Genomic DNA, 20,275 nt, shown 5'->3' on the forward strand with positions numbered 1-20,275 from the left:
CTCTTGTTTATCTGCCGATTTTTTGTCGCAGATAATCCAGTTGACTCTTAATACTACCGTCGATCACTTGATGATTTGCTTCAACGATGACACCGCCTAAAATCGTTGGATCGATCGTTTCTTTCAATTGTGCCTGCTTGTACCCAAGCTTATCGGCGATTTGCTTTTCGATTTTGCTTTTTTGTTCTGCTGACAAAGCAACAGCCGTTGTGATCGTTCCGAGAACAAGACCTTGATATTCATCGTAACGACGTTCGTATTCATCAATGATCAGCAATAAATCATCCATGCGATCATATTCGTAAACGATCTCCAAGAAATTTCTGACTAAACCTTCAAAGCCCTTCAGCAATTGATCGACTAATTGTCTTTTCTCATGAAGATCCAAACGGTTATCGGTCACGATTTGGCCGAATGTTGGAATTTCCTGATAAATCTGACGCAAGGTCAATAATTCTTGGTAAACTTCTGTCAAGCGCTGTTCTTCCATCGCCAATTCGAACAACGCTTTTCCATAACGTTTTCCCACTGTGAATTTATCGAGTTTCATTAACTGAACCCAATCCTTCGATATATTGATTGATTAGGGATTCATGATTTTCGGGAGTCAATTCGCGGCCTAAGATTTTTTCTGCGATTTGAAGCGAAAGTTCTGCAACATCATCTTTCACTTCTTTTAACGCAGTTTCTTTTTCAAGGGTGATATCTGAGTTTGCTTTTTCTTTCAAACGAGCCACTTCTTCTTTGGTCTCGCTCAAAATATTTTGCCGACTCAATTCCCCGCTATCTTTGGCGCTCTTGATGATCTCCGCAGCTTCAGAATGAGAACGTGCCAATTTTTCTTGGCGTTCTTTTTCTAATTTTGCTGCATTCAAGCGTGATTGTTCCGCTGAATCCAAATCATTGGCGATTTTATCTTCCCGTTTTTGCATCATGCTGCTGATGGCATCCCATGCAAAATGTTTCAATAAGAATAGCAAAAGAAGAATTGATCCGCTGACAACGATAATATTGCCAAGCATTGGATTTTGAACTTCCGCTATAACCAACTGATTTAGCATAACGATTCTTCCTTTCTGAAAGTCATTGTTTCATTAGAAAAAAGCAAAAACGAGTGCAATTGTTCGTTTCTGCCTTTTCGTGCTTGTCTTATCGGAAGACTAATAACAGCGCGATAACTACCCCTAGAATCGGTACAGCTTCGACTAACGCTACCCCGATAAACATTGTTGAACGTAGTTGACCTGACATTTCAGGTTGGCGTGCCATTGATTCGATCGTTTTTGCGATTACTTGTCCGTTACCATACCCTGCACCAATTGCTGCTCCGATAATTGCTAATCCTGCTCCAATAAAGTTCATTCTTTTTTCCTCCTAATTGTATGTCGATTCGATTAATGTTCTGCCACGATTTTGTGGCTCATAAATACCATGGTCAATGTAACAAATACATAAGCTTGGATCGCTCCAATAAAGAGCGAGAAGCCAATCCAGATCATTTCTAGCGGCATCACGATCGGCAATGACCACCAACCAAGACTAATAAACATGTTGGCAATCAATCCTAATAACACTTCTCCCGCGAATATATTCCCATATAAACGTAAGCCTAACGTGATGACATTCGTAAATTCTTCGATGATTTTTAGCGGCAATAAGAACCCCACCGGTTTTAAGTACGAATTGATCAAGTAATTTTTGAAGCCCAACGACTTGATCCCAAAGAAATGTGTCAAGGAAATAACCATAAGTGCAAGTGTCAATGTAACAAACGGGTCTGCTGTCGGACTTTTCCACAAGGTAATGTCATCTGTCGTCACAATTTTTGTGACTAACCCGATCTCATTTGCCACAAACACAAAAAGAAACATTGTTACACCGAGCAAATGAAAGTTGTTCACTTGAGATCCTGGTAGATTGTCCGCTACGATACCACGAACAAAGTCAATGACCCATTCAATGAAGTTCTGCTTCCCTTTCGGTTTCATTTGCAGATTACGTGTACAAATAAAGACCACCAAAAAAACAATAATACAAGAAATGATTGTCATCATAGCTACAGTTCCATCAAACCATATAGGACCGATATGAAACATAAGCGATTTATCTTCCAATCTTTCTCACCTCTTTTCCTGTCATCTCCAGAAAAAAATCTGGTGTTACAATGCGTTTCCTCTCATAACAATCGGTATCATACCACCACGAATGGAAAATTTCAAAGCATTTTCAAGAAAATTAGACAAAAAACTCACAATGCCAAAAATCCTAAATTAAATGAAAAATCCCCGTGTCGCTATGTGGAAGAAAAAGCCTGTTATATCAACAGCTTTCCCTTAAATGCTACCAAATTTAGCGTGATTTTCAAAGCAATAACCTCTATCGGATTCTAAAAGAAGTTCTTAGAAAATTAGAAATTTCTAAGAACTCGGTCAATTTGTCTTTCTTGATCTTTGCGTTTCAAGGATTCCCGCTTGTCATATTCGCGTTTTCCTTTCGCTAAACCAATCAAAACTTTGGCATAACCATCCTTGATATACACCTTTAACGGAACGATCGTCATGCCGGTATTTTTTGTTTCGCCAATCAGACGAGCAATCTGCTTTTTATGCAGTAACAGTTTTCTTGTCCGTAGTGGATCATGATTAAAAATGTTTCCTTGCTCGTAAGGGCTGATATGCACATTGACTAAGAATGCCTCACCGTTACGAATACGTACAAAGCCGTCTTTCAAATTGATCCGACTGTTACGGATCGCCTTGATCTCGGTTCCCTGTAAGACGATCCCCGCTTCGATCGTATCGAGGATCGTGTAATCATGGCGGGCCTTTTTGTTTTGGGCGATTAATTTCCCTTCTCCTTTAGGCACGGGCCATCCCTCCAATTATTTTTTCTTGATTCCTTTGTAAAAAGGTTTTTTCTTTTTCACTTTGCCAGCTTTTTTCGGCTTGCCTTTGCCTGATTGCTCAAAGCGTTTCCCTTGGTTTTTCTCAGGGTTTCGTTGTTTTTTTCCACGGCGGCTAGCTTCATTTTTTTGATTGTTGTTACGTTTGTTGGCTTTTGGTGCTTGCAGTTTTTCAACTTCTTCTGCTGCTACCAGTTCGAAATCGATCTCTCTTGTTTCTGGATCAGCCTTTACGACTTTGATGCGAACTTTCTGACCAATTTTAAAGGTCAGGCCTGTCCGTTCACCCACAAGTGCCAGATGGTTTTCCAAATAATGGAAGTAATCTTGCTTCAGATTATTGATATGGATCAACCCTTCAATCGTGTTAGGCAATTCAATAAACAAACCAAACTTAACGACGGAACTGATGATACCGTCAAACTCTTCTCCTACTTTATCGGCCATATACTCAGCTTTTTTAAGCGCATCGACTTCTCTTTCTGCATCGACTGCTCGTCGTTCCATTTGGGAGCTGTGCAGCGCGATGTCCGGCAAGATTTCAGCCCATTTGTTTTGGTTGGCTTCTGAGACATCTTCACTGTAAGATCGAATCAAACGATGCACGATCAAGTCGGGATAACGACGGATCGGTGACGTGAAGTGGGTATAATCTTCCGCTGCCAAACCATAGTGACCGACGTTTTCTTCAGAATACTTCGCTTGTTGCATACTTCTTAGTAGCATCGTATTGACAACCATTGCCTCTGGCTTATCTGCGACATCTTCAACAACTTTTTGCAATTGTTTTGGTGAGATCGAGCCATTGGTCTGCTTGACTACGATCCCTAAAGCAGATGCAAAATCAAAGAAGCGGCGCATTTTCTCTTCTTTTGGTTCCTCATGGATCCGGTAAATAAATGGTAAATGCTTCTGATTGAAATGACGCGCCACGGTTTCATTGGCTGCCAACATGAATGATTCGATCAATCGTTCGCCGACGCCCCGTGCTCGTAGAACGATTTCTTGCGGGTGTCCTTCTCCATCGACCAAGACTTTTGCTTCTCGGTCTTCAAAAGAAACTGCCCCACGTTTGATGCGCATCGCTTCTAACACGTGATGCAAGGCGCCCATATCATGAAACATCGGTACTAGTTCCGCATACTCTTTGGTGGTTTTCGGATCATTCTCTTCAATAATTTGATTGACTGCCTGATAGGTCATACGGGCACTTGTTTGAATAATACTTTGGAAAATATTGTAATCCGTGACGATCCCCTCTTGGTTGATCCACATTTCACAGCTCATAGTCAACCTTGGGACATTCGGATTCAACGAACAGATCCCGTTTGATAAACGCTGTGGGATCATCGGAATCACACGATCCGTAAGATAGACACTCGTTCCCCGATCAAACGCTTCTTTATCCAATGCGCTGTTTTCGGTCACATAATAAGAAACATCGGCGATATGCACGCCCAAATAGAAGCTACCGTCAGGCAATGCTTTTACGGTCACCGCATCATCCAAATCTTTGGCATCCGCTCCATCGATTGTTACAATCTGTTGATCTCGTAAATCCCGCCGTTCCGGAAAGTCGGCAGGATCGATCGTATCTGGTACTGCATCTGCCGCTGCTAAGGTTTCTTCCTCGAATTTTGTTGGAATCCCGTTCGCCACGACGATCGATAATATATCCATTCCAGGATCGTTTTTATGTCCTACAACTTTCGTGATCAACCCCTCTAAGCTTTTCGAATAACCTTTTTCTGGGTAATGGCTGATTTCAACGATCACAATGCTCCCATCTACAGGTCGAATCCCTTGAGCACCAATAAACACCTTTAATTCACTTAGTTTTTTATCTTTAGGCTGAACAACGCCATATAGATCCGACTCTTCGATCTCTTTTTCATCAAATAATGTAAACTCGCCGACCAACTGACTGATGGCCCGTTGTTTGATCTCAACGACTTTCCCCTCTGCACCACGATCTGAGAAAGGATCCGCAACGTGCACGATGTCCACAGCAACGGTATCGCCGTCCATGGCATAGCCTGTTGCTTCTTTAGGGATATAAATATCGTCTTCTTCTTCATCCAACGTGACAAAGCCGAAGCCCCGCTCGTTGGCACGGAAGGTTCCTTCCACAAACACTCGTTTCATCGGTAATTTCACTTTGCCTTTTTTGTTAAAAATCACGCTGCCTTCTCGTTCCATCGCCGCTACTGTCTGGACAAGATTCTTAAAGTCTGTACTTTTTTGAAGTCCTAGACCTTCAGCAATTTCTTCCATTGAAAAACTTTTTTTGCGGCTTTCTTCGAGAAACTGAATAATTTTTGTTTTAATCGTTTCTGTCATAACTCACTCTTTCCAAGCAAGTGTTTCTAAGAAAGCAAACACATCCTGCTCTAATTTTTTCCGTTCTGGTCCAACGGTCACCACATGACCGCTTTCGGGATACCATTGAAGCGTATAGGGAACATGGGACAGTGCCCCTGCTGTTTTGAAAACCGTCTGTGGATCGATCATTTGATCCTTTCCTGCTTGTGCTAGAAAGACTGGGCGCTCGATTTTCCCTAAATGCCCAGCTGTGGTTTGTCCGACTGTTTCGATCCCTTGCAGTTGCTCTCTGACCTTACGAGGGACTTCTGCCAATATTTCTTTTTGGGTCGCCTCGTCTAAATCAGCATAGGGTATGACCATTTCAGCATACTTTTCAAAATTGACTGGCACTTCATTCTTGGTTTCAAATAGTGGCGAACAAAACAGTCCGCCCCCCATCAATGTTGGATCTTGTGTCAAACGATCCATCGCTAAAATCCCGCCCATCGAAAGTCCAAGAACGGCAACTTCTTCATAGCCTTTTTCTCTTACATAAGTAACTGCATCTGCAGCATCCTGCTGCCAAACAGCCATCCCTTGATTTAAGATATCATCTGGATTGGGCGTACCATGTCCAGTAAACATCGGCGTATAAACCGTGTAGTCTTTTTGTTCTAACGAACGACAAAGCATACGCACATCGTTAGGACTACCTGAATAGGCATGGAACAAAATGACTGCTCGCTTGCCGTGTTCAGCAAAAACCGGTTTTGGTTGATTAAATGTTTTCATGTTTCCTTTCACCTCACGTCCAATTCTACCATAGTTAAGAAGAATACTTCGACAAATGCGATCAAAATCTTACCCTTAAAAAGAAAAAAACCTCTCTTTACGAGAGGTTCGCTAGCAAAATGATTAGTTTGATGAAAGAAAAGCCAAAATAAAGAGCAAGACCATCCAAACAAAACCTAAAATGGCCGTTGAGCGCTGCATCACTGCTTCAAATCCACGGGCTTTTTGCTTACCAAACAATTGATCCGCACCGCCAGTAAAGGCACTAGCTGCACTATTTTGCTTGCTAGGCTGCATCATGATCGTAATGACCATTAAAATCGAAATAACAATTACAGCAGTTAATAAGATATTATACACGTTAGCTCCTCCTTGCTTGCTAAAGTCGTCCTTTCTATTTTAGCATTTTCCGCTAGAAATTACTACTCCCTTTTTGTCATTGCTCGTTGCGTGACGGTTTAAAAAAAAGACTGTCCTTTCTGACAGCCTTTTTCTCATAGATCGCTTTCGTTCAAATCAGCGAACGAGTACGTCATCATATTCTGGTTTTTCTTTGAACTCTTTAACCGCAAAGGAGCAGACAGGCATAATTTTTTTCTCTTCCCGTCGTGCTTTTTCAACAACTGCTTTGAGCAATTTTTGCGCCAATTGCTGTCCACGATAATCAGGGTTGAGGAAGGTGTGATCAACTTCAAGTACATCATCTGGTGTTTCTTGCCATGTAATCTCACCAATTTCTGTTTCTCCATCATATAAAGCAAAACGCTTGTTTTCTTCTTTTATTTCCATTGTTTTCGCCCTTTCTATCAGACAATGTCTGTTTTTTGTTTGATATTCTCAATAAATTGCAAAACGGTTGGCCAATATTCTGGGGCATCTTTAACTGCCTGTAAATGTCCCATATTGGGAAAAAGGACTTTTTGTTTCGGCCCAGCCGTTGCTTCCATTAAAGTATTGATTTCTTTTTCAGAAAGAAACGTATCCTTTTCTCCTTGTAAAAACAGCACAGGTAAATGGTTGCTGCCGACTTGTCGGGTCACTGAGATTTGTAGGAAGGGGTAGCCGACTAAGTGTTTACTGTAACGATTGGCTAATCGCAAAAAGCGCTTGACGGGTAACCGAGAAAATTGTGGTAGACTTGCCCGAATGGCACTATAAACGGACGTATAACTGCTGTCTGAGATCAAACCCGCAACTTGCACCGGCATGACTTCTCCACTGGCCAGCAGCAAAGTCGCCGCTCCCATCCCTAAACCATAGAGGAAGATTTGGGTTTGTGGGTCTTTTTCCAAAATCTTATCGATCCACAAAAGCAGATCCATCCGATCTAGCCACCCTAAGCCGATCTCTTTGCCTTCACTACGGCCATGTCCACGCAAATCAGGAACTAAAACATTGTAACCCGCAGCCCAGAATTTCTCGGCCGCATCTTGACAGTCTGCTTGCCCATCACTGCGATACCCATGCAAGCAGATCACCCACGTTTTAGCACACTGATCAAAGACTTCTGCTCTCAGGATCAGATCATCGGTGGTCGTTACCGTACATTCCGAACCTTGTGACCAAAAAGCCGAACTGCTTTTCGCGATCCGCTCTTTGTATGGAATCCCCAGTTTCTTTCTGCCTTCTTTTTCATACCATTCATTGTTACGCATAATAATTGCCGAAACAAAATAGCGTACGCCCTTTTTCATCACAGACGTGCGATATACATAGTACACCAAAAAAATAAAAATTAGCAGTAGTAGCAATAGCCAAACCATAGGATCCCCCCTTCATTTTAGTTTACCATTTACACCGGTTTTCAGCCAAAGTTTTGTCGCAAGTCTTAAATAAGTCCTATACTTTTTTAAGAAAAAATCTTTGTACTGACTTCTAGCAGAGAAGCAGGACAAAGTTTTGATTGGTTAACTATGTTTTCGTCGATAAAGTATCCCAACGCTTGTAACGAGTAAAATACTTCCAAGGATACTCCACACATAAGAAGAGCGCTCGTTTGTCTTAGGCAATCGTTTTTCAGTAGTCGCATGGTTTGCGTCATTCTTGTTGTCATCTTCCGGTTGTTTAGATGTATCTGGCTTTTTAGGTGATAACGGGACCTGCGGCTTTTTAGGATCACTCGGGGTTTTCGGTGTCTCTGGCCCTGTATAAGTGTTGACTAAGTTATAGCCATTTATTTTGGTGGTGTAATCTGGAATTTTTACTTCTTGGATCGTGTAGGTATAGGCTTTTCCTTCGGCATCGTATTTTGGCAGCTTATCAAAGCGATAGGTCCAGTTGCCTTTTTTATCGGCTTTTACGATTTTTTCTGCGTATTTTTCGCCGTTTTGCATCAGCTTGACAGTGATGCTTTCAGGGCGGGTGTTGAATTGGTTGTCGTTGTCATTCCAAGTTTTTCTGCCTGAAACTGTGGTTGTTTCCGTATTGACTAGGTCATAGCCGTTTACTTCACTGATATATCCAGAAACGGTTGCTTCTTGAAACGTGTAGACATAGGCTTTTCCCTTGGAATCATACTTAGGCAGATTCTCGAAGTGATAAGTCCAGTTCCCTTCTTTATCGGCTTTTACGATTTGATTGTCGATCTTTTTACCATTTTGCATCAATTCGACAGTGATACTTTCTGGTCGGATGTTGAGCTGATTGTTGTTATCATTCCATGTTTTCGTTCCTGAAACTGTTGTTGTTTCCGTATTACGGTAGGTGTTGACTAGGTCATAGCCATTTACTTTGGTGGTGTATTCTGGAACATTTTCTTCTTGGATCGTGTAAGTGTACACTTTTCCTTCGGCATCATACTTAGGCAGATTGTCAAAGCGATAGGTCCAGTTGCCGTGGTTATCTGATTTTACGACTTGCTTGTCGATTTCCTTATCATTTTGAATCAGTTTGACAGTGATGCTTTCAGGACGGGTATTGAACTTATTGTCATAGTCATTCCATGTCTTTGTTCCTGATACTTCTGTCGTTTCGGTATTACGGTAGGTGTTGATTAGGTCATAGCCATTTACTTTGGTGGTATACCCATCAACGGGTGTTTCTTGAATTGCGTAGTCATAGGTCTGACCAGATTCGTCGGTTGTTGGTAGATCGGTAAATTCATAATGCCATTCCCCCTCTTTATTTGGGGTAACCGTTTTTGTTTGGAACACTTCACCGTTTTGCAGTAATTGAACCGTAATGCTTGTCGGACGGGTATTAAATTTGTTGTCATAATCGTCCCACGTTTTGGTTCCGCTGATTGTCGTTGTATCAAGAGACAGCAGGTGATTCATTGCAGCTAGTTTGATTATCGGTACAACCGTTTCATTGGCTTGAAGATCCCAGCGGTGGGTTTCCGCATTGACCAATACCGTATCAGCAATGATACTACCGTCAACATTTTGGTGGACATCAACTGTATCACCAACAGCCAAAATCGTTCCTTGGAAGGGACTATTAATCGAAAGCATTTGATTTTCTGGCTGATTAATAAAATTCCATAGGATAACGGCATCATCAAACACTTCTGTTTCATGACTATTGCGCGTCGTGCCATCTGTATATTCTAGTTTGATTTGCGACTTGATATTGACGGTACTTGCTCCTTCGGTATCCACATTGATGAGTACAGGAGACGTGCCTTTTGTTAGCCCTTTGATGGTAATTGGTGTATCTTTTTCTAATTCTGTTTTTGAAAGTGTAACGACTACCTTTTGATCTTCTTCATCAATAGTATCTGCCGAAAAGGAAATTGGTTTCTTGTCGATTAGATAACCATCTGGCGCTTCTGTTTCAACAAAGGAATAGTCCCCTTCTGGAAGATCCGTTTCGATTACTTGTCCATCATCATTTGTGACCTCTTCATCAACCTCTTTATGTGTCTTTTTATTTTGAAGTTCGTAAACACCGTCATCAAGCGGGTTTCCTTGTTCATCCGTTAAGGTCAACACCACCTCTTGCGTATCATTTTCAGCACGGGCGGTATTGATGACCCGCTGATTATTATCAGTAAAATCTTTGGTTACACCGGGTGTTTGCGGATAGGCTCCTAGCCTTTCTGACGTCGCCTGTAACCTTGAAAATACCTTTTTAAAATCTATATACGGTTCACTTGCAGATTGATCTTGGAAAACTTCGGAAGTCTTCAAGTGATCCATTCTCTGACCATTTACAAAAACGGCAGGTTGCTGATTTTGATCTGCTAAATCTACTGTGACTGATGGGCCAAAAACAACTTTGTTTTTTCTACTATCAGTTCCTGATACAAAAGAAGAGTTTGCGATGGAATTGATCTTTTGAATATAATTGATTTCTGTTGGCAAAGAACCATCCTGAATACTGGTCCCAAAATTGACATTTCCGTTTAATTCACCAACGGCCAAATTTCCGTTCGTGTGTGTATTTAGCGTCGCATGGTTAGCAAAAATATGAAAATATTGCGCTTCTCCTAGAAGTGCGTCATCAACTTCAGGAACATCATTTTTAAAAATGCCCCCACTTGAAAGTTGTGAAGCTGCTGGCGCACTTGCTTGGGTATCAGGCGTTGATTCTATGGTTTTTGATGCAGTATTTGACGCCGTTTGTTGTTGTGACTCGCTGCTTGTTGTTACAACCTGTTTTTCAGAAGCCACTGTTTGATCCTGAGTCTCAGAAAGTACGGCTTCTGTACTCGTTGCTTCTGTGGATTCATTTTCAGGTAGAACAACTGCTACATCTGTTGAGTTGATGAGGTCTTCTTTCACTTGTTCATTTCCTTCATCTGTTTGAAGGAAGGCGGAATTGATTGTCAATGTTTGAAGACTTTTTGTTTGAAACGTTAGCGTCATTTGGCTAAAAGAACTGCTAGTAGTTTCTTCTATCAACTGCTGTCTTTGCGAATCATATGTAAATGGCGTGCCGCTACTTTGAATCGAGTTCGGCAGAACCGTTTGTTCCCCTTCACTCAAGCTGAATGCCAGTTGATTTGCTGCTTGTTGATTCTTTTCTACTTGGATCGTCCAAGTGATCTCCCCTGTGGTAGGATCTGGTAATGAGGTCACTTGCGCTGTGCCTTTTTCGTTCTGAAATAGGACTGTTTTGGTGCTTCCCTCGGTGTTTGCATGAGCTGTAACGACTGGTAACAATGGCGTCACATACGACATGACAAGCAAGGACAACATGAAAATTGGGTAAGCTATTTTTTTCACATAAGTAAGCATTTTTCTTCCTCCAAACAACAAATTTTACTCAGGTGATTATCCTAATCGGAAAAAAGACAAAATGCAAAATACCTCAAAGTTTGTTTATGTGAAAAAAATGAAAGCAAGAACCATAAAATGATTCTTGCTCTCAGGAGAACTTGTGAAAATGAAATAGAATTTCTTTAGTTTTAAAAAACAGCAGAACAATTTCTTCATGATAAATACTCAAAATCAAGAAAGAATCTTTTGTTTGTGATAAAAGTTCTTTCCTTGAAAACTCTTGAGCAACAGCAGTGATTGGCAACTCGTTAAAATTTCACTAGTCAAAAAATAATAATTGTAAATAAAAAATGAAAATTTTCATAAACAATCATATTATTTTCATTTTCGGTTACAAAAATTTTAGCAGATTCTTTAAAATCTTACTGTTATTTTCCCTTTATTTATAAGTTCTCTTAACTTTTTCAACTTACTTACTATAGAAAAAACCTGTTCCTTATTCATCCACTAGAAACAGATTTTTTCTATATAGCTTTCATTCACTATTAATTACTAAAAGTTTGAACAATCTCATCTTGATCAAAGCCACAAGCCACATCCAAGGACAAAGAATCCTCAGTATTCAACGCCCCCCATGACAAACAAAATCTTAAATCAGTTGGCTTTTGATTCCCCTCAATAAAATAAGCTGGGAGCCCCGAGTCAGATCTGTCAAGAAGATACACACCACAGGATTTTTTCAGGAAACATTCATCGTCATAATATTGAGCTACAGCAAAATTAAGGTTATTGGCCGATTCTTTTAACAAATATTGCGCTCCATAGTATCGCTCCCCACTAACGATTTCAAAATCACGGAAAGAGTGTCGAGGAAGATTCGTTTTTATCTCAAGTTTTCCCTTTCCTTTGATCATTTTTAAATTAGGCAATAAGATAAATCGACCGATTATTTCGTTGACCCAATCTGGATGAGTTTCACCGTAGTCACTCGAAAAATTGCTATGACCATCGATTACTTTAAAAGAAATCGGCTCCCCGTTAAAGGTTAACCACCAGTTGCCAATAGTTGTGGGTAGCAACTGTTGACTATAAAGATCGCCAAACGATCTGTCTGGTCTTTCATCACATGAATCAGACACAGCTATATCCTTACAATGCTTTTCTATATATACCAATAGATCTGTATCGTCTGTAACGACAGAATATGAGCTACCATCATCAATGATTAATTCTAAGCTGCCTAATGGATGCTGAATGTACGGAAGATCTACATCACGATTCCACCCTTCCCACTCAGTGTAAGAATCAAAGAACAAAAGATCATCTAAAGTAATACTGGGTAAAAAACCAGTTAACACCCCTTCATAAAGATACGTGTCTTTGATTGTATCCAATAAATTATGGCCGGTCAGCCAAATAAGCGACTTTCCATTCTTCTTCTTTTCAATCGAACGAAAAATACTTGTGTCACCTGAATAATCTGTAATCAGCCAATTATACTGGAGGATCACTTCTTTGGGAAATAGGTCAATAATCCCTGCAGCCGAAACAATATGTTCTGCTTCCTTTGATACAACATTATTTATGTACAATTTTTTCATCAGCATTCTCTCCCAAAACACCAAGTTTTCCTATAGTCTATCATACAATTAGCATACCGAAAAAACTCTTTTTCCACTTTGATTCCTGTGAAAATTTTATCAGATTAAAAGTTAATCAAAAAGTAAGTGTTCACGAAATTTGAATGAAGCAAAACCAATCCACGGTTTTTACTTAAATAAATCTACCAACCAGTTTTGTTGACCTGTTTCAGCTAAACTCCCTGATCCGTGAATTGTAAGTAAAAAAGTCCCCTCATGTCATTTACACATGAGGGGACTTTACCATCATTTCAGTTCAGCCAAACGACAACGTTTGATTAAGCTAAGATTATTTATTTTTTAAGTTGTAGAAAGCTTGCAAGCCTTTGTATTCAGCAACTTCACCAAGTTGGTCTTCGATACGTAGTAATTGGTTGTATTTTGCAATACGGTCAGTACGTGAAAGAGAACCAGTTTTGATTTGGCCAGCGTTTGTTGCAACAGCGATATCAGAGATTGTTGAATCTTCTGTTTCACCTGAACGGTGAGAAACGACTGCAGTGTAACCAGCTTCTTTCGCCATTTCGATAGCATTGAATGTTTCAGTCAATGTACCGATTTGGTTAACTTTGATAAGGATTGAGTTACCGATACCGTTTTTGATTCCTTTTTCAAGGATTTCAGTATTTGTAACAAACAAGTCATCCCCTACTAATTGAACTTTGTCGCCTAAGCGTTCAGTTAATAGTTTCCAACCATCCCAATCGTTTTCATCCATACCGTCTTCGATAGTGATGATTGGGTATTTGTTAACTAATTCTTCTAAGTAGTCAACTTGTTCAGCAGCAGTACGTTTTACGCCGTTTTCGCCTTCAAATTTAGAGTAGTCGTAAACACCGTTTTCGTAGAATTCTGATGATGCACAGTCAAATCCTAGGTATACATCTTTACCTGGTTCTAAACCAGCAGCTTTGATTGCTTCTAAGATTGTTTCAACACCGTCTTCAGTTCCTTCAAAACGAGGAGCGAAACCACCTTCGTCACCTACTGAAGTTTCTAAACCACGTTTAGACAAGATTGATTTCAAAGCGTGGAATACTTCAGTACCCCAACGTAAGCCTTCTTTGAATGTAGGTGCGCCTACAGGCAAGATCATGAATTCTTGGAAAGCGATTGGTGCGTCAGAGTGAGAACCACCGTTGATGATGTTCATCATAGGAGTTGGCAATACTTTTGTATTGAATCCGCCTAAGTAGTGGTATAAAGGTACTTCTAGGTAATCAGCAGCTGCACGAGCAACAGCGATAGAAACACCAAGAATCGCGTTTGCGCCTAATTTGCCTTTGTTAGGAGTTCCGTCTAAAGCGATCATTGCTTTATCGATAGCCATTTGGTCACGTACATCGTAGCCGATGATAGCTTCTGCAATGATGTTATTTACATTGTCAACTGCTTTCGTTACACCTTTACCGCCATAACGAGCTTTGTCGCCATCACGTAATTCAACTGCTTCGTGTTCACCTGTTGAAGCTCCTGAAGGAACCATTCCGCGGCCGAAAGCACCTGATTCTGTGTAGACTTCTACTTCGATAGTTGGGTTACCACGTGAGTCTAAGACTTCGCGTGCGTAAACATCAGTAATAATTGACATGTTTTGTCTCTCCTTTGAGTTTGTTTTATCTTAAGGGGAATACCCCTTGCGAACAACTTAATTGTAGTGAAAAAATCACGATTCTGCAAATGTTATTTTCATGAAAATGAAATTATTTTACAGCATCTAATAATGCTAGGAATGAATCAGCTTGCAAGCTTGCGCCGCCAACTAATGCTCCGTCAACATTTTCTTTTGCCATGTATTCAGCAATGTTTTCAGGTTTTACAGAACCGCCGTATTGGATACGCACGCTATCTGAAACTTCTTTGCCGTATAATTTTTCAACGGTTTTGCGGACAACGCCACAAATTTCGTCTGCGATGTTTGCATCCGCTGATTTACCAGTACCGATCGCCCAGATTGGTTCGTAAGCAATCACAAGATTACTTACTTGACCGTCTGTTAAACCGTCTAAGCCAGCAGTGATTTGTCCTTCGATCCACTCCGCTGTTTTGCCAGCTTCATAGGTTTCTAAAGATTCACCACAGCATAGGATTGGGATCATGCCGTTTGCAAAGATTGCTTTGGCTTTTTTGTTGATGTCTTCATCTGTCTCATGGAAGTATTCACGACGTTCTGAATGACCAATGATGACATAGTCAACACCTAGATCTGCTAAAGCTGCTGGTGAAGTTTCGCCAGTAAAGGCACCTTCATTTTCCCAGTAGCTGTTTTGAGCAGCAATTTTTAATTCTGTTCCTTCAGCAGCATTCACTAATGTTTCTAAGAATAAAGCTGGCGAACCGATCACAGAGTCAACTGTCTCGTTGCTAGGAATTTTTGTTTTGACTGCTTCAGCAAATTCTTTTGCTTCTTTCGCAGTTTTGTTCATTTTCCAGTTTCCGGCAATAATTGGTTTGCGCATGTTCTGGCACTCCTTTTCGTTATCAAGCGTGCAAAGAAAGTTCTTTGCACGGCTTGTCATTGATTATTTATCGTTGATCGCAGCTAGGCCAGGAAGTGTTTTTCCTTCTAGCAATTCAAGGCTGGCACCGCCACCTGTTGAGATGTGGGTAAATTTGTCAGCAAACCCTAATTGTTCTGCTGCAGCTGCAGAGTCACCGCCACCGATGATCGTTGTTGCATCTTCAAGGTTGGCAATTGCTTCACAAACACCAATCGTACCGTTTGCGAAGTTAGACATTTCAAACACACCCATAGGTCCGTTCCAAACGACTGTTTTTGCGCCTTTTAATGTTTCAGCAAACAAAGCGATGGTTTCAGGTCCGATATCTAAGCCCATTTGTCCTTCAGGAACATCACCAGTATGTTCTTCTGTTGGGACATCATTTGAAAATTCAGCAGCAGTGATTGAATCAACTGGTAATACTAATTTATCGCCAGCTTTTTCGATCAATTCTTTTGCTAATTCTACTTTATCTGCTTCCACAAGAGAATTACCGATTTCCATGCCTTTTGCTTTGTAGAACGTATACGTCATTCCGCCGCCGATCAAGATTTTGTCTGCTTTAGGAATCAAGTTTTCGATTACGCCGATTTTATCAGATACTTTTGCTCCACCAAGAATCGCGATCATTGGACGTTTTGGTTCTTCGACTGCTTCCCCGATGAATTTGATTTCTTTTTCCATTAAGAAACCAGCAACTGTTGGGATACCTGTTGAAGCGATCCCTACGTTTGAAGCGTGTGCGCGGTGTGCGGTACCAAAGGCATCATTTACAAAAACATCGCCTAAAGAAGCCCAGTATTTGCCTAGTTCAGGATCGTTTTTGCTTTCTTTTTTGCCATCGATGTCTTCAAAACGAGTGTTTTCAAAAACAACGACATCGCCATCTTGCATGTTGTTGATCGCTGCTTCTAATTTTTCGCCGCGGGTTTCATCAACGAATGTTACTTCTTTGCCTAACAATTCGCCAAGACGTTTCGCAACTGGCGCTAAAGATTTTCCAACTTTATCTGCTTCTTCTTTCACACGACCTAAGTGTGAGAAAAGAATTGCTTTTCCGCCGTTTTCGATCACATAATTGATTGTTGGTAATGCTGCTTTGATCCGTGTATCATCTCCGATCACTCCATCTTTCAATGGAACGTTGAAGTCCACACGTACAAGAACTTTTTTATCTTTTAAATCGATATCTTGAACTGTCATTTTAGCCATGAACAGATTCCTCCTAGCATAATTGTTAAAAAAAGCGGAGAAGCGCGATGCTTCCCCGCTTTCTCTTGCGATGGTTTAAATTAAAGTCGTTCGCAACTCTTATAGGTTAGCGAAGTATTCTAAAGTACGTACTAATTGTGCAGTGTATGACATTTCATTGTCGTACCAAGCAACAGTTTTAACTAATTGTTTGTCGCCAACAGTCATAACTTTTGTTTGAGTTGCATCAAATAATGAACCGTAAGTCATACCAACGATATCAGAAGAAACGATTTCGTCTGTGTTGTAACCGTAAGATTCGTTTGAAGCTTCTTTCATTGCTGCATTGATTTCATCAACAGTTACTTCTTTGTCAAGAACAGTAACTAATTCAGTTAATGAACCAGTTGCAACAGGAACACGTTGAGCAGCACCATCTAATTTGCCGTTCAATTCTGGGATTACTAAGCCGATCGCTTTAGCAGCACCAGTTGAGTTAGGCACGATGTTTGCAGCAGCAGCACGGGCACGGCGGAAGTCACCTTTAGGGTGTGGTCCGTCTAGAGTCATTTGGTCACCTGTGTAAGCATGGATTGTAGTCATTAATCCTTCAATCACACCAAATTTGTCGTTCAATGTTTTCGCCATAGGAGCTAAACAGTTTGTTGTACATGAAGCACCAGAGATAACTGTTTCTTCACCTGTTAAAGTTTCATGGTTTGTGTTGTAAACGATTGTTGGAACATCGTTTCCACCAGGAGCTGAGATAACTACACGTTTTGCACCAGCTGTTAAATGTTTTTCAGCAGCTGCTTTAGAAGTGAAGAATCCAGTACATTCTAACACGATTTCAACACCTAGTTCGCCCCAAGGCAATTCTTCAGGGTTGCGGTTAGCTAAAACTTTGATTTCGTTTCCGTTCACATTGAATGAACCTTCGTGAACTTCAACTGTACCGTTGAAACGTCCTTGTGTTGTATCATATTTTAACAAGTGAGCTAACATTTTAGCGTCTGTTAAGTCATTGATAGCCACAACTTCGATTCCTTCTACTTCTTGGATACGACGAAATGCTAAGCGTCCGATACGTCCAAATCCATTAATACCTACTTTAACTGTCATTTAAGATTTCCTCCTTATGAAAATCATAAAAATATTTATTTTAAAGGGTTGCCCCTTTTAAAATCTCATTTGCGCAAGCTTCATCGGTGATGAGCCAGGTTTGTTTTGGTGCATTTTTCATGTATGCATTGACCGCTTTGGCTTTTGATTGTCCGCCAGCGACCGCAAAAATGATTGGGACTTTTTGTAAATCTTTTAATTGAAGTCCGATTCGAGGAACTTTGTAAACGACCTCGCCTGCTTCGTTAAAGAAATACCCAAAGGATTCTGCAACTGCATTTTTTTGTTTCAACATCAGAATTTCTTGTTCTGACATTTTTCTTCGAGCCGCCATATGCAACGCCCGTCCAATACTATGAATAACACAATTTGCTTGACTTATCAAGTTTAAGACATCAACGATGGCGGGTTCTTTCAAGAGAAACTCGTAGGTGTTCATGCTTAATTGTTCTGGTACAAACAAGGAGCGATAATCGCCATTTGTCTGCATTGCCATCACCGAGCTGACAGAGTTTGCTTGCACGTTGACTGATTCTCCGATACCACCACGGGCTGGAACAAACAAGTTATGACGTTTGGCGGTTTCCAAATTACCCAATTCCTCGGCAACTTTCGCCATTGTCGTCCCTCCCATTACTGCGATGGTGTTTTTGCCTTCTGGCAATAAGAGATCCAACGATTCATTCAGCAACTGGCCAAATTCAGCAATAACTTTCGGTTGTCGATCACCATCGCCGCTCGCAATCAAACAACGTTCGATGCCAAAGGTCTCTGATAATCGTTTCTCGATTTGGTGCATTCCGAACAGCTGATCCATCAGTGCACCAATCTTCGTGTACACTTCTTCTCCGTAGGCGGTCAATTGCATGCCGCTTTTTGAAGAGTCGATCAGTTTCAGCTTTTTAAGGATATCTGTTTCCGTCCTCAACACGCGTTCCGTCATTGATAAACTTTCCGAAAGTGTCCGGCGGCCAACGGGCTGCATCCAATAAATATTTCTTAAGATACGGTAACGTTCCTGGAGTACAGCGAGAATATCCGGGGTGATTGCCTCAATCAATTTTAATTCATCGAGCATTTTATATCCTCCCGTTGGACAATTTTCGTCCTACAATGACTTAAAATGACCCATCGATTGCAAAAAAAATTTAAATCTGTTTCCTACACCAATAATAGTAGCACTTATCGCCTTGATACGCAACTATTTCAGTCACAAAATCTTGCTTTTCATAAAATCGTCATAATTTGAAAAAGAGGAAAGGATCGATAAAAAAAGGAAAGGCTTTGCTGCCTTCCCTACTCATCGTTAATAGTAAGTTTTGCTTTACTCGAATCGTTTCCGCTTGGAAGAACCAGGGATATTCATGGCTTCACGATACTTTGCCACCGTTCGTCTAGAAATATCGATGCCTTGGGCTTTGAGGGCATCTGTCAACTTTTGGTCTGACAATGGTTTGTTTTTATTTTCTTCATTGATCAGTGCTTTTAGCTGCTGTTTGATCGATGCCGTCGTCAGGTCATCACCGCTTTCTTGCGTCGAAACTTTCTGTCCAAAGAATAGTTTTAATTCAAACACCCCAAAGGAGGTCTCCAAGTATTTCCCATTGACTGCCCGGCTGACCGTTGATTCATGAATTCCTAATTCTTCGGCAACTTCTCTTAAAACCAATGGCTTTAATGGTCGATCTGGTTGAGTGAAAAACTCCTTTTGCCGCGCAACGATCTGCACCCCGACACGATAGATGGTATCCCCTCGTTGCAGCAAGGTCTTCTTTAACCACTCGAACTCTTGGGCTTTATTGTCTAAATAACTTAAGACTTCTGGATCACCGCTTTGCTTCAATTGGTCAAAGTACTGCTGCTGAAAGCGAACCTCTGGTAAGGCGCGTTTGTTTGATTTCACGATCGGTTGTCCTTTTTCAACCGTCACTCGCAGGTCAGGAACGATGTAAAGCCCATCGGTCGACCCAAACGCCGCCCCTGGTGTGGGGGTCAATGTTTGAACATAATCAAAGACCTTTTGAATCTCAGTTAATGGAATCTGCAGCGCTTTGCTGATTTTGTCCCACTTGCGCTCTGCCATTTCCGTGAAGAATTCTTCTAAAATGAGATAAGCCATTGGCGGCGCATAGTCATCTCTTTCCGTTTGCAGCATCAAACACTCTCTTAGATCACGAGCACCGACTCCTGCCGGATCCAGTTGCTGGATCAAGGTTAAAGCATCAAGCATTTGGATCGGCGTCCCCCCGACAAGCTTCCCAGCTTCTTCCAAATCAATCGTCAAAAAGCCGTTTAAATCAATGTACTCGACTAAAAATAAAACGATCGTCCGCAAAAAGGTGTCGCGGTAATTTAAATGAACTTGATCAATGAGGTGTTCGAATAAAGACGTGTGCTGATCAGGGATCTGGCTTAAGTAATCCATTATTTGTTCTGACGAGCCGCTGCTCTTGCTTGGTGTGATGGGCGAATCATATTCCCCCAGATCAATCAACGGATTTTCTAATGCCTGGTTATCTATGAAGGACAATAATTCATCTGCAGAAAATTGCAGCACTTGGATCGATTGCTGTAATTTCTGCGTCATAGCAAGCTTTTGCGTCTGTTTTTGTTGTTGTGAAAATTGCTGTTGAAATTTCATCATTCTACCTCTTGTTTTTT

18 protein-coding genes are annotated in these 20,275 nt (G+C 41.0%); all 18 read right to left on the reverse strand.

Going from position 1 to position 20,275, the window contains the following annotated elements; genetic code table 11:
- Positions 1–7: 7 nt before the first annotated feature.
- The gene (locus tag ACIPK1_RS01500) at positions 8–550 is read right to left on the reverse strand and encodes a F0F1 ATP synthase subunit delta (protein WP_005234375.1); all 543 of its coding nucleotides are present in this window, start codon (positions 548–550) and stop codon (positions 8–10) included.
- Positions 537–1,061, reverse strand: a complete 525-nt coding sequence (atpF, locus tag ACIPK1_RS01505) for a F0F1 ATP synthase subunit B (protein WP_005228706.1) — start codon at positions 1,059–1,061, stop codon at positions 537–539. Before atpF ends, ACIPK1_RS01500 begins: the two co-directional genes overlap by 14 nt.
- Positions 1,062–1,149: 88 nt before the next feature.
- Positions 1,150–1,362, reverse strand: a complete 213-nt coding sequence (atpE, locus tag ACIPK1_RS01510) for an ATP synthase F0 subunit C (protein ID WP_005228705.1) — start codon at positions 1,360–1,362, stop codon at positions 1,150–1,152.
- Positions 1,363–1,394: 32 nt separating this feature from the next.
- A complete protein-coding gene (atpB, locus tag ACIPK1_RS01515) occupies positions 1,395–2,114 on the reverse strand; it encodes a F0F1 ATP synthase subunit A (protein ID WP_008380872.1) in 720 nt (239 codons plus the stop codon).
- A 293-nt stretch (positions 2,115–2,407) separates the two neighbouring features.
- The gene (gene smpB / locus ACIPK1_RS01520) at positions 2,408–2,866 is read right to left on the reverse strand and encodes an SsrA-binding protein SmpB (RefSeq protein ID WP_008380870.1); all 459 of its coding nucleotides are present in this window, start codon (positions 2,864–2,866) and stop codon (positions 2,408–2,410) included.
- A gap of 15 nt (positions 2,867–2,881) precedes the next feature.
- Positions 2,882–5,242, reverse strand: a complete 2,361-nt coding sequence (gene rnr / locus ACIPK1_RS01525; protein ID WP_301389211.1) for a ribonuclease R — start codon at positions 5,240–5,242, stop codon at positions 2,882–2,884.
- 3 nt (positions 5,243–5,245) lie between these two features.
- On the reverse strand, positions 5,246–5,998 hold the full coding sequence (locus ACIPK1_RS01530; RefSeq protein WP_005234371.1) for a carboxylesterase: 753 nt from the start codon (positions 5,996–5,998) through the stop codon (positions 5,246–5,248).
- A gap of 123 nt (positions 5,999–6,121) precedes the next feature.
- The gene (gene secG / locus ACIPK1_RS01535) at positions 6,122–6,358 is read right to left on the reverse strand and encodes a preprotein translocase subunit SecG (protein ID WP_005228700.1); all 237 of its coding nucleotides are present in this window, start codon (positions 6,356–6,358) and stop codon (positions 6,122–6,124) included.
- Positions 6,359–6,514: 156 nt separating this feature from the next.
- Entirely contained in the window at positions 6,515–6,787 is a 273-nt protein-coding gene (locus ACIPK1_RS01540; protein ID WP_301389210.1) for a GNAT family N-acetyltransferase, read from the reverse strand.
- A 17-nt stretch (positions 6,788–6,804) separates the two neighbouring features.
- A complete protein-coding gene (locus tag ACIPK1_RS01545; RefSeq protein ID WP_005234368.1) occupies positions 6,805–7,761 on the reverse strand; it encodes an alpha/beta hydrolase in 957 nt (318 codons plus the stop codon).
- Between the two features lie 144 nt (positions 7,762–7,905).
- Entirely contained in the window at positions 7,906–11,178 is a 3,273-nt protein-coding gene (locus tag ACIPK1_RS01550) for a Cna B-type domain-containing protein (RefSeq protein ID WP_400449768.1), read from the reverse strand.
- 527 nt (positions 11,179–11,705) lie between these two features.
- Positions 11,706–12,761, reverse strand: coding sequence for a hypothetical protein (locus ACIPK1_RS01555; RefSeq protein WP_301389806.1), 1,056 nt, complete (start codon positions 12,759–12,761; stop codon positions 11,706–11,708).
- Between the two features lie 328 nt (positions 12,762–13,089).
- Positions 13,090–14,391: a surface-displayed alpha-enolase gene (eno, locus tag ACIPK1_RS01560; RefSeq protein ID WP_005234360.1), complete on the reverse strand. Its 1,302-nt coding sequence runs from the start codon at positions 14,389–14,391 to the stop codon at positions 13,090–13,092.
- A 112-nt stretch (positions 14,392–14,503) separates the two neighbouring features.
- Positions 14,504–15,259 (reverse strand): triose-phosphate isomerase, encoded by a 756-nt coding sequence (gene tpiA, locus ACIPK1_RS01565; RefSeq protein ID WP_008380860.1) that lies wholly within the window; start codon positions 15,257–15,259, stop codon positions 14,504–14,506.
- 63 nt (positions 15,260–15,322) lie between these two features.
- Positions 15,323–16,513, reverse strand: coding sequence for a phosphoglycerate kinase (locus ACIPK1_RS01570; RefSeq protein ID WP_400449772.1), 1,191 nt, complete (start codon positions 16,511–16,513; stop codon positions 15,323–15,325).
- 99 nt (positions 16,514–16,612) lie between these two features.
- Complete coding sequence (gene gap / locus ACIPK1_RS01575; protein ID WP_008380858.1) at positions 16,613–17,614, reverse strand: type I glyceraldehyde-3-phosphate dehydrogenase; 1,002 nt, start codon at positions 17,612–17,614, stop codon at positions 16,613–16,615.
- A 40-nt stretch (positions 17,615–17,654) separates the two neighbouring features.
- Entirely contained in the window at positions 17,655–18,692 is a 1,038-nt protein-coding gene (locus tag ACIPK1_RS01580; protein ID WP_005228675.1) for a sugar-binding transcriptional regulator, read from the reverse strand.
- A 246-nt stretch (positions 18,693–18,938) separates the two neighbouring features.
- Entirely contained in the window at positions 18,939–20,258 is a 1,320-nt protein-coding gene (rpoN, locus tag ACIPK1_RS01585; protein ID WP_176257008.1) for an RNA polymerase factor sigma-54, read from the reverse strand.
- Positions 20,259–20,275: the final 17 nt, after the last annotated feature.

The sequence above is a fragment of the Enterococcus sp. NPDC086594 genome (assembly GCF_044746145.1).
GTDB classification, from domain to species: domain Bacteria; phylum Bacillota; class Bacilli; order Lactobacillales; family Enterococcaceae; genus Enterococcus_D; species Enterococcus_D entomosocium.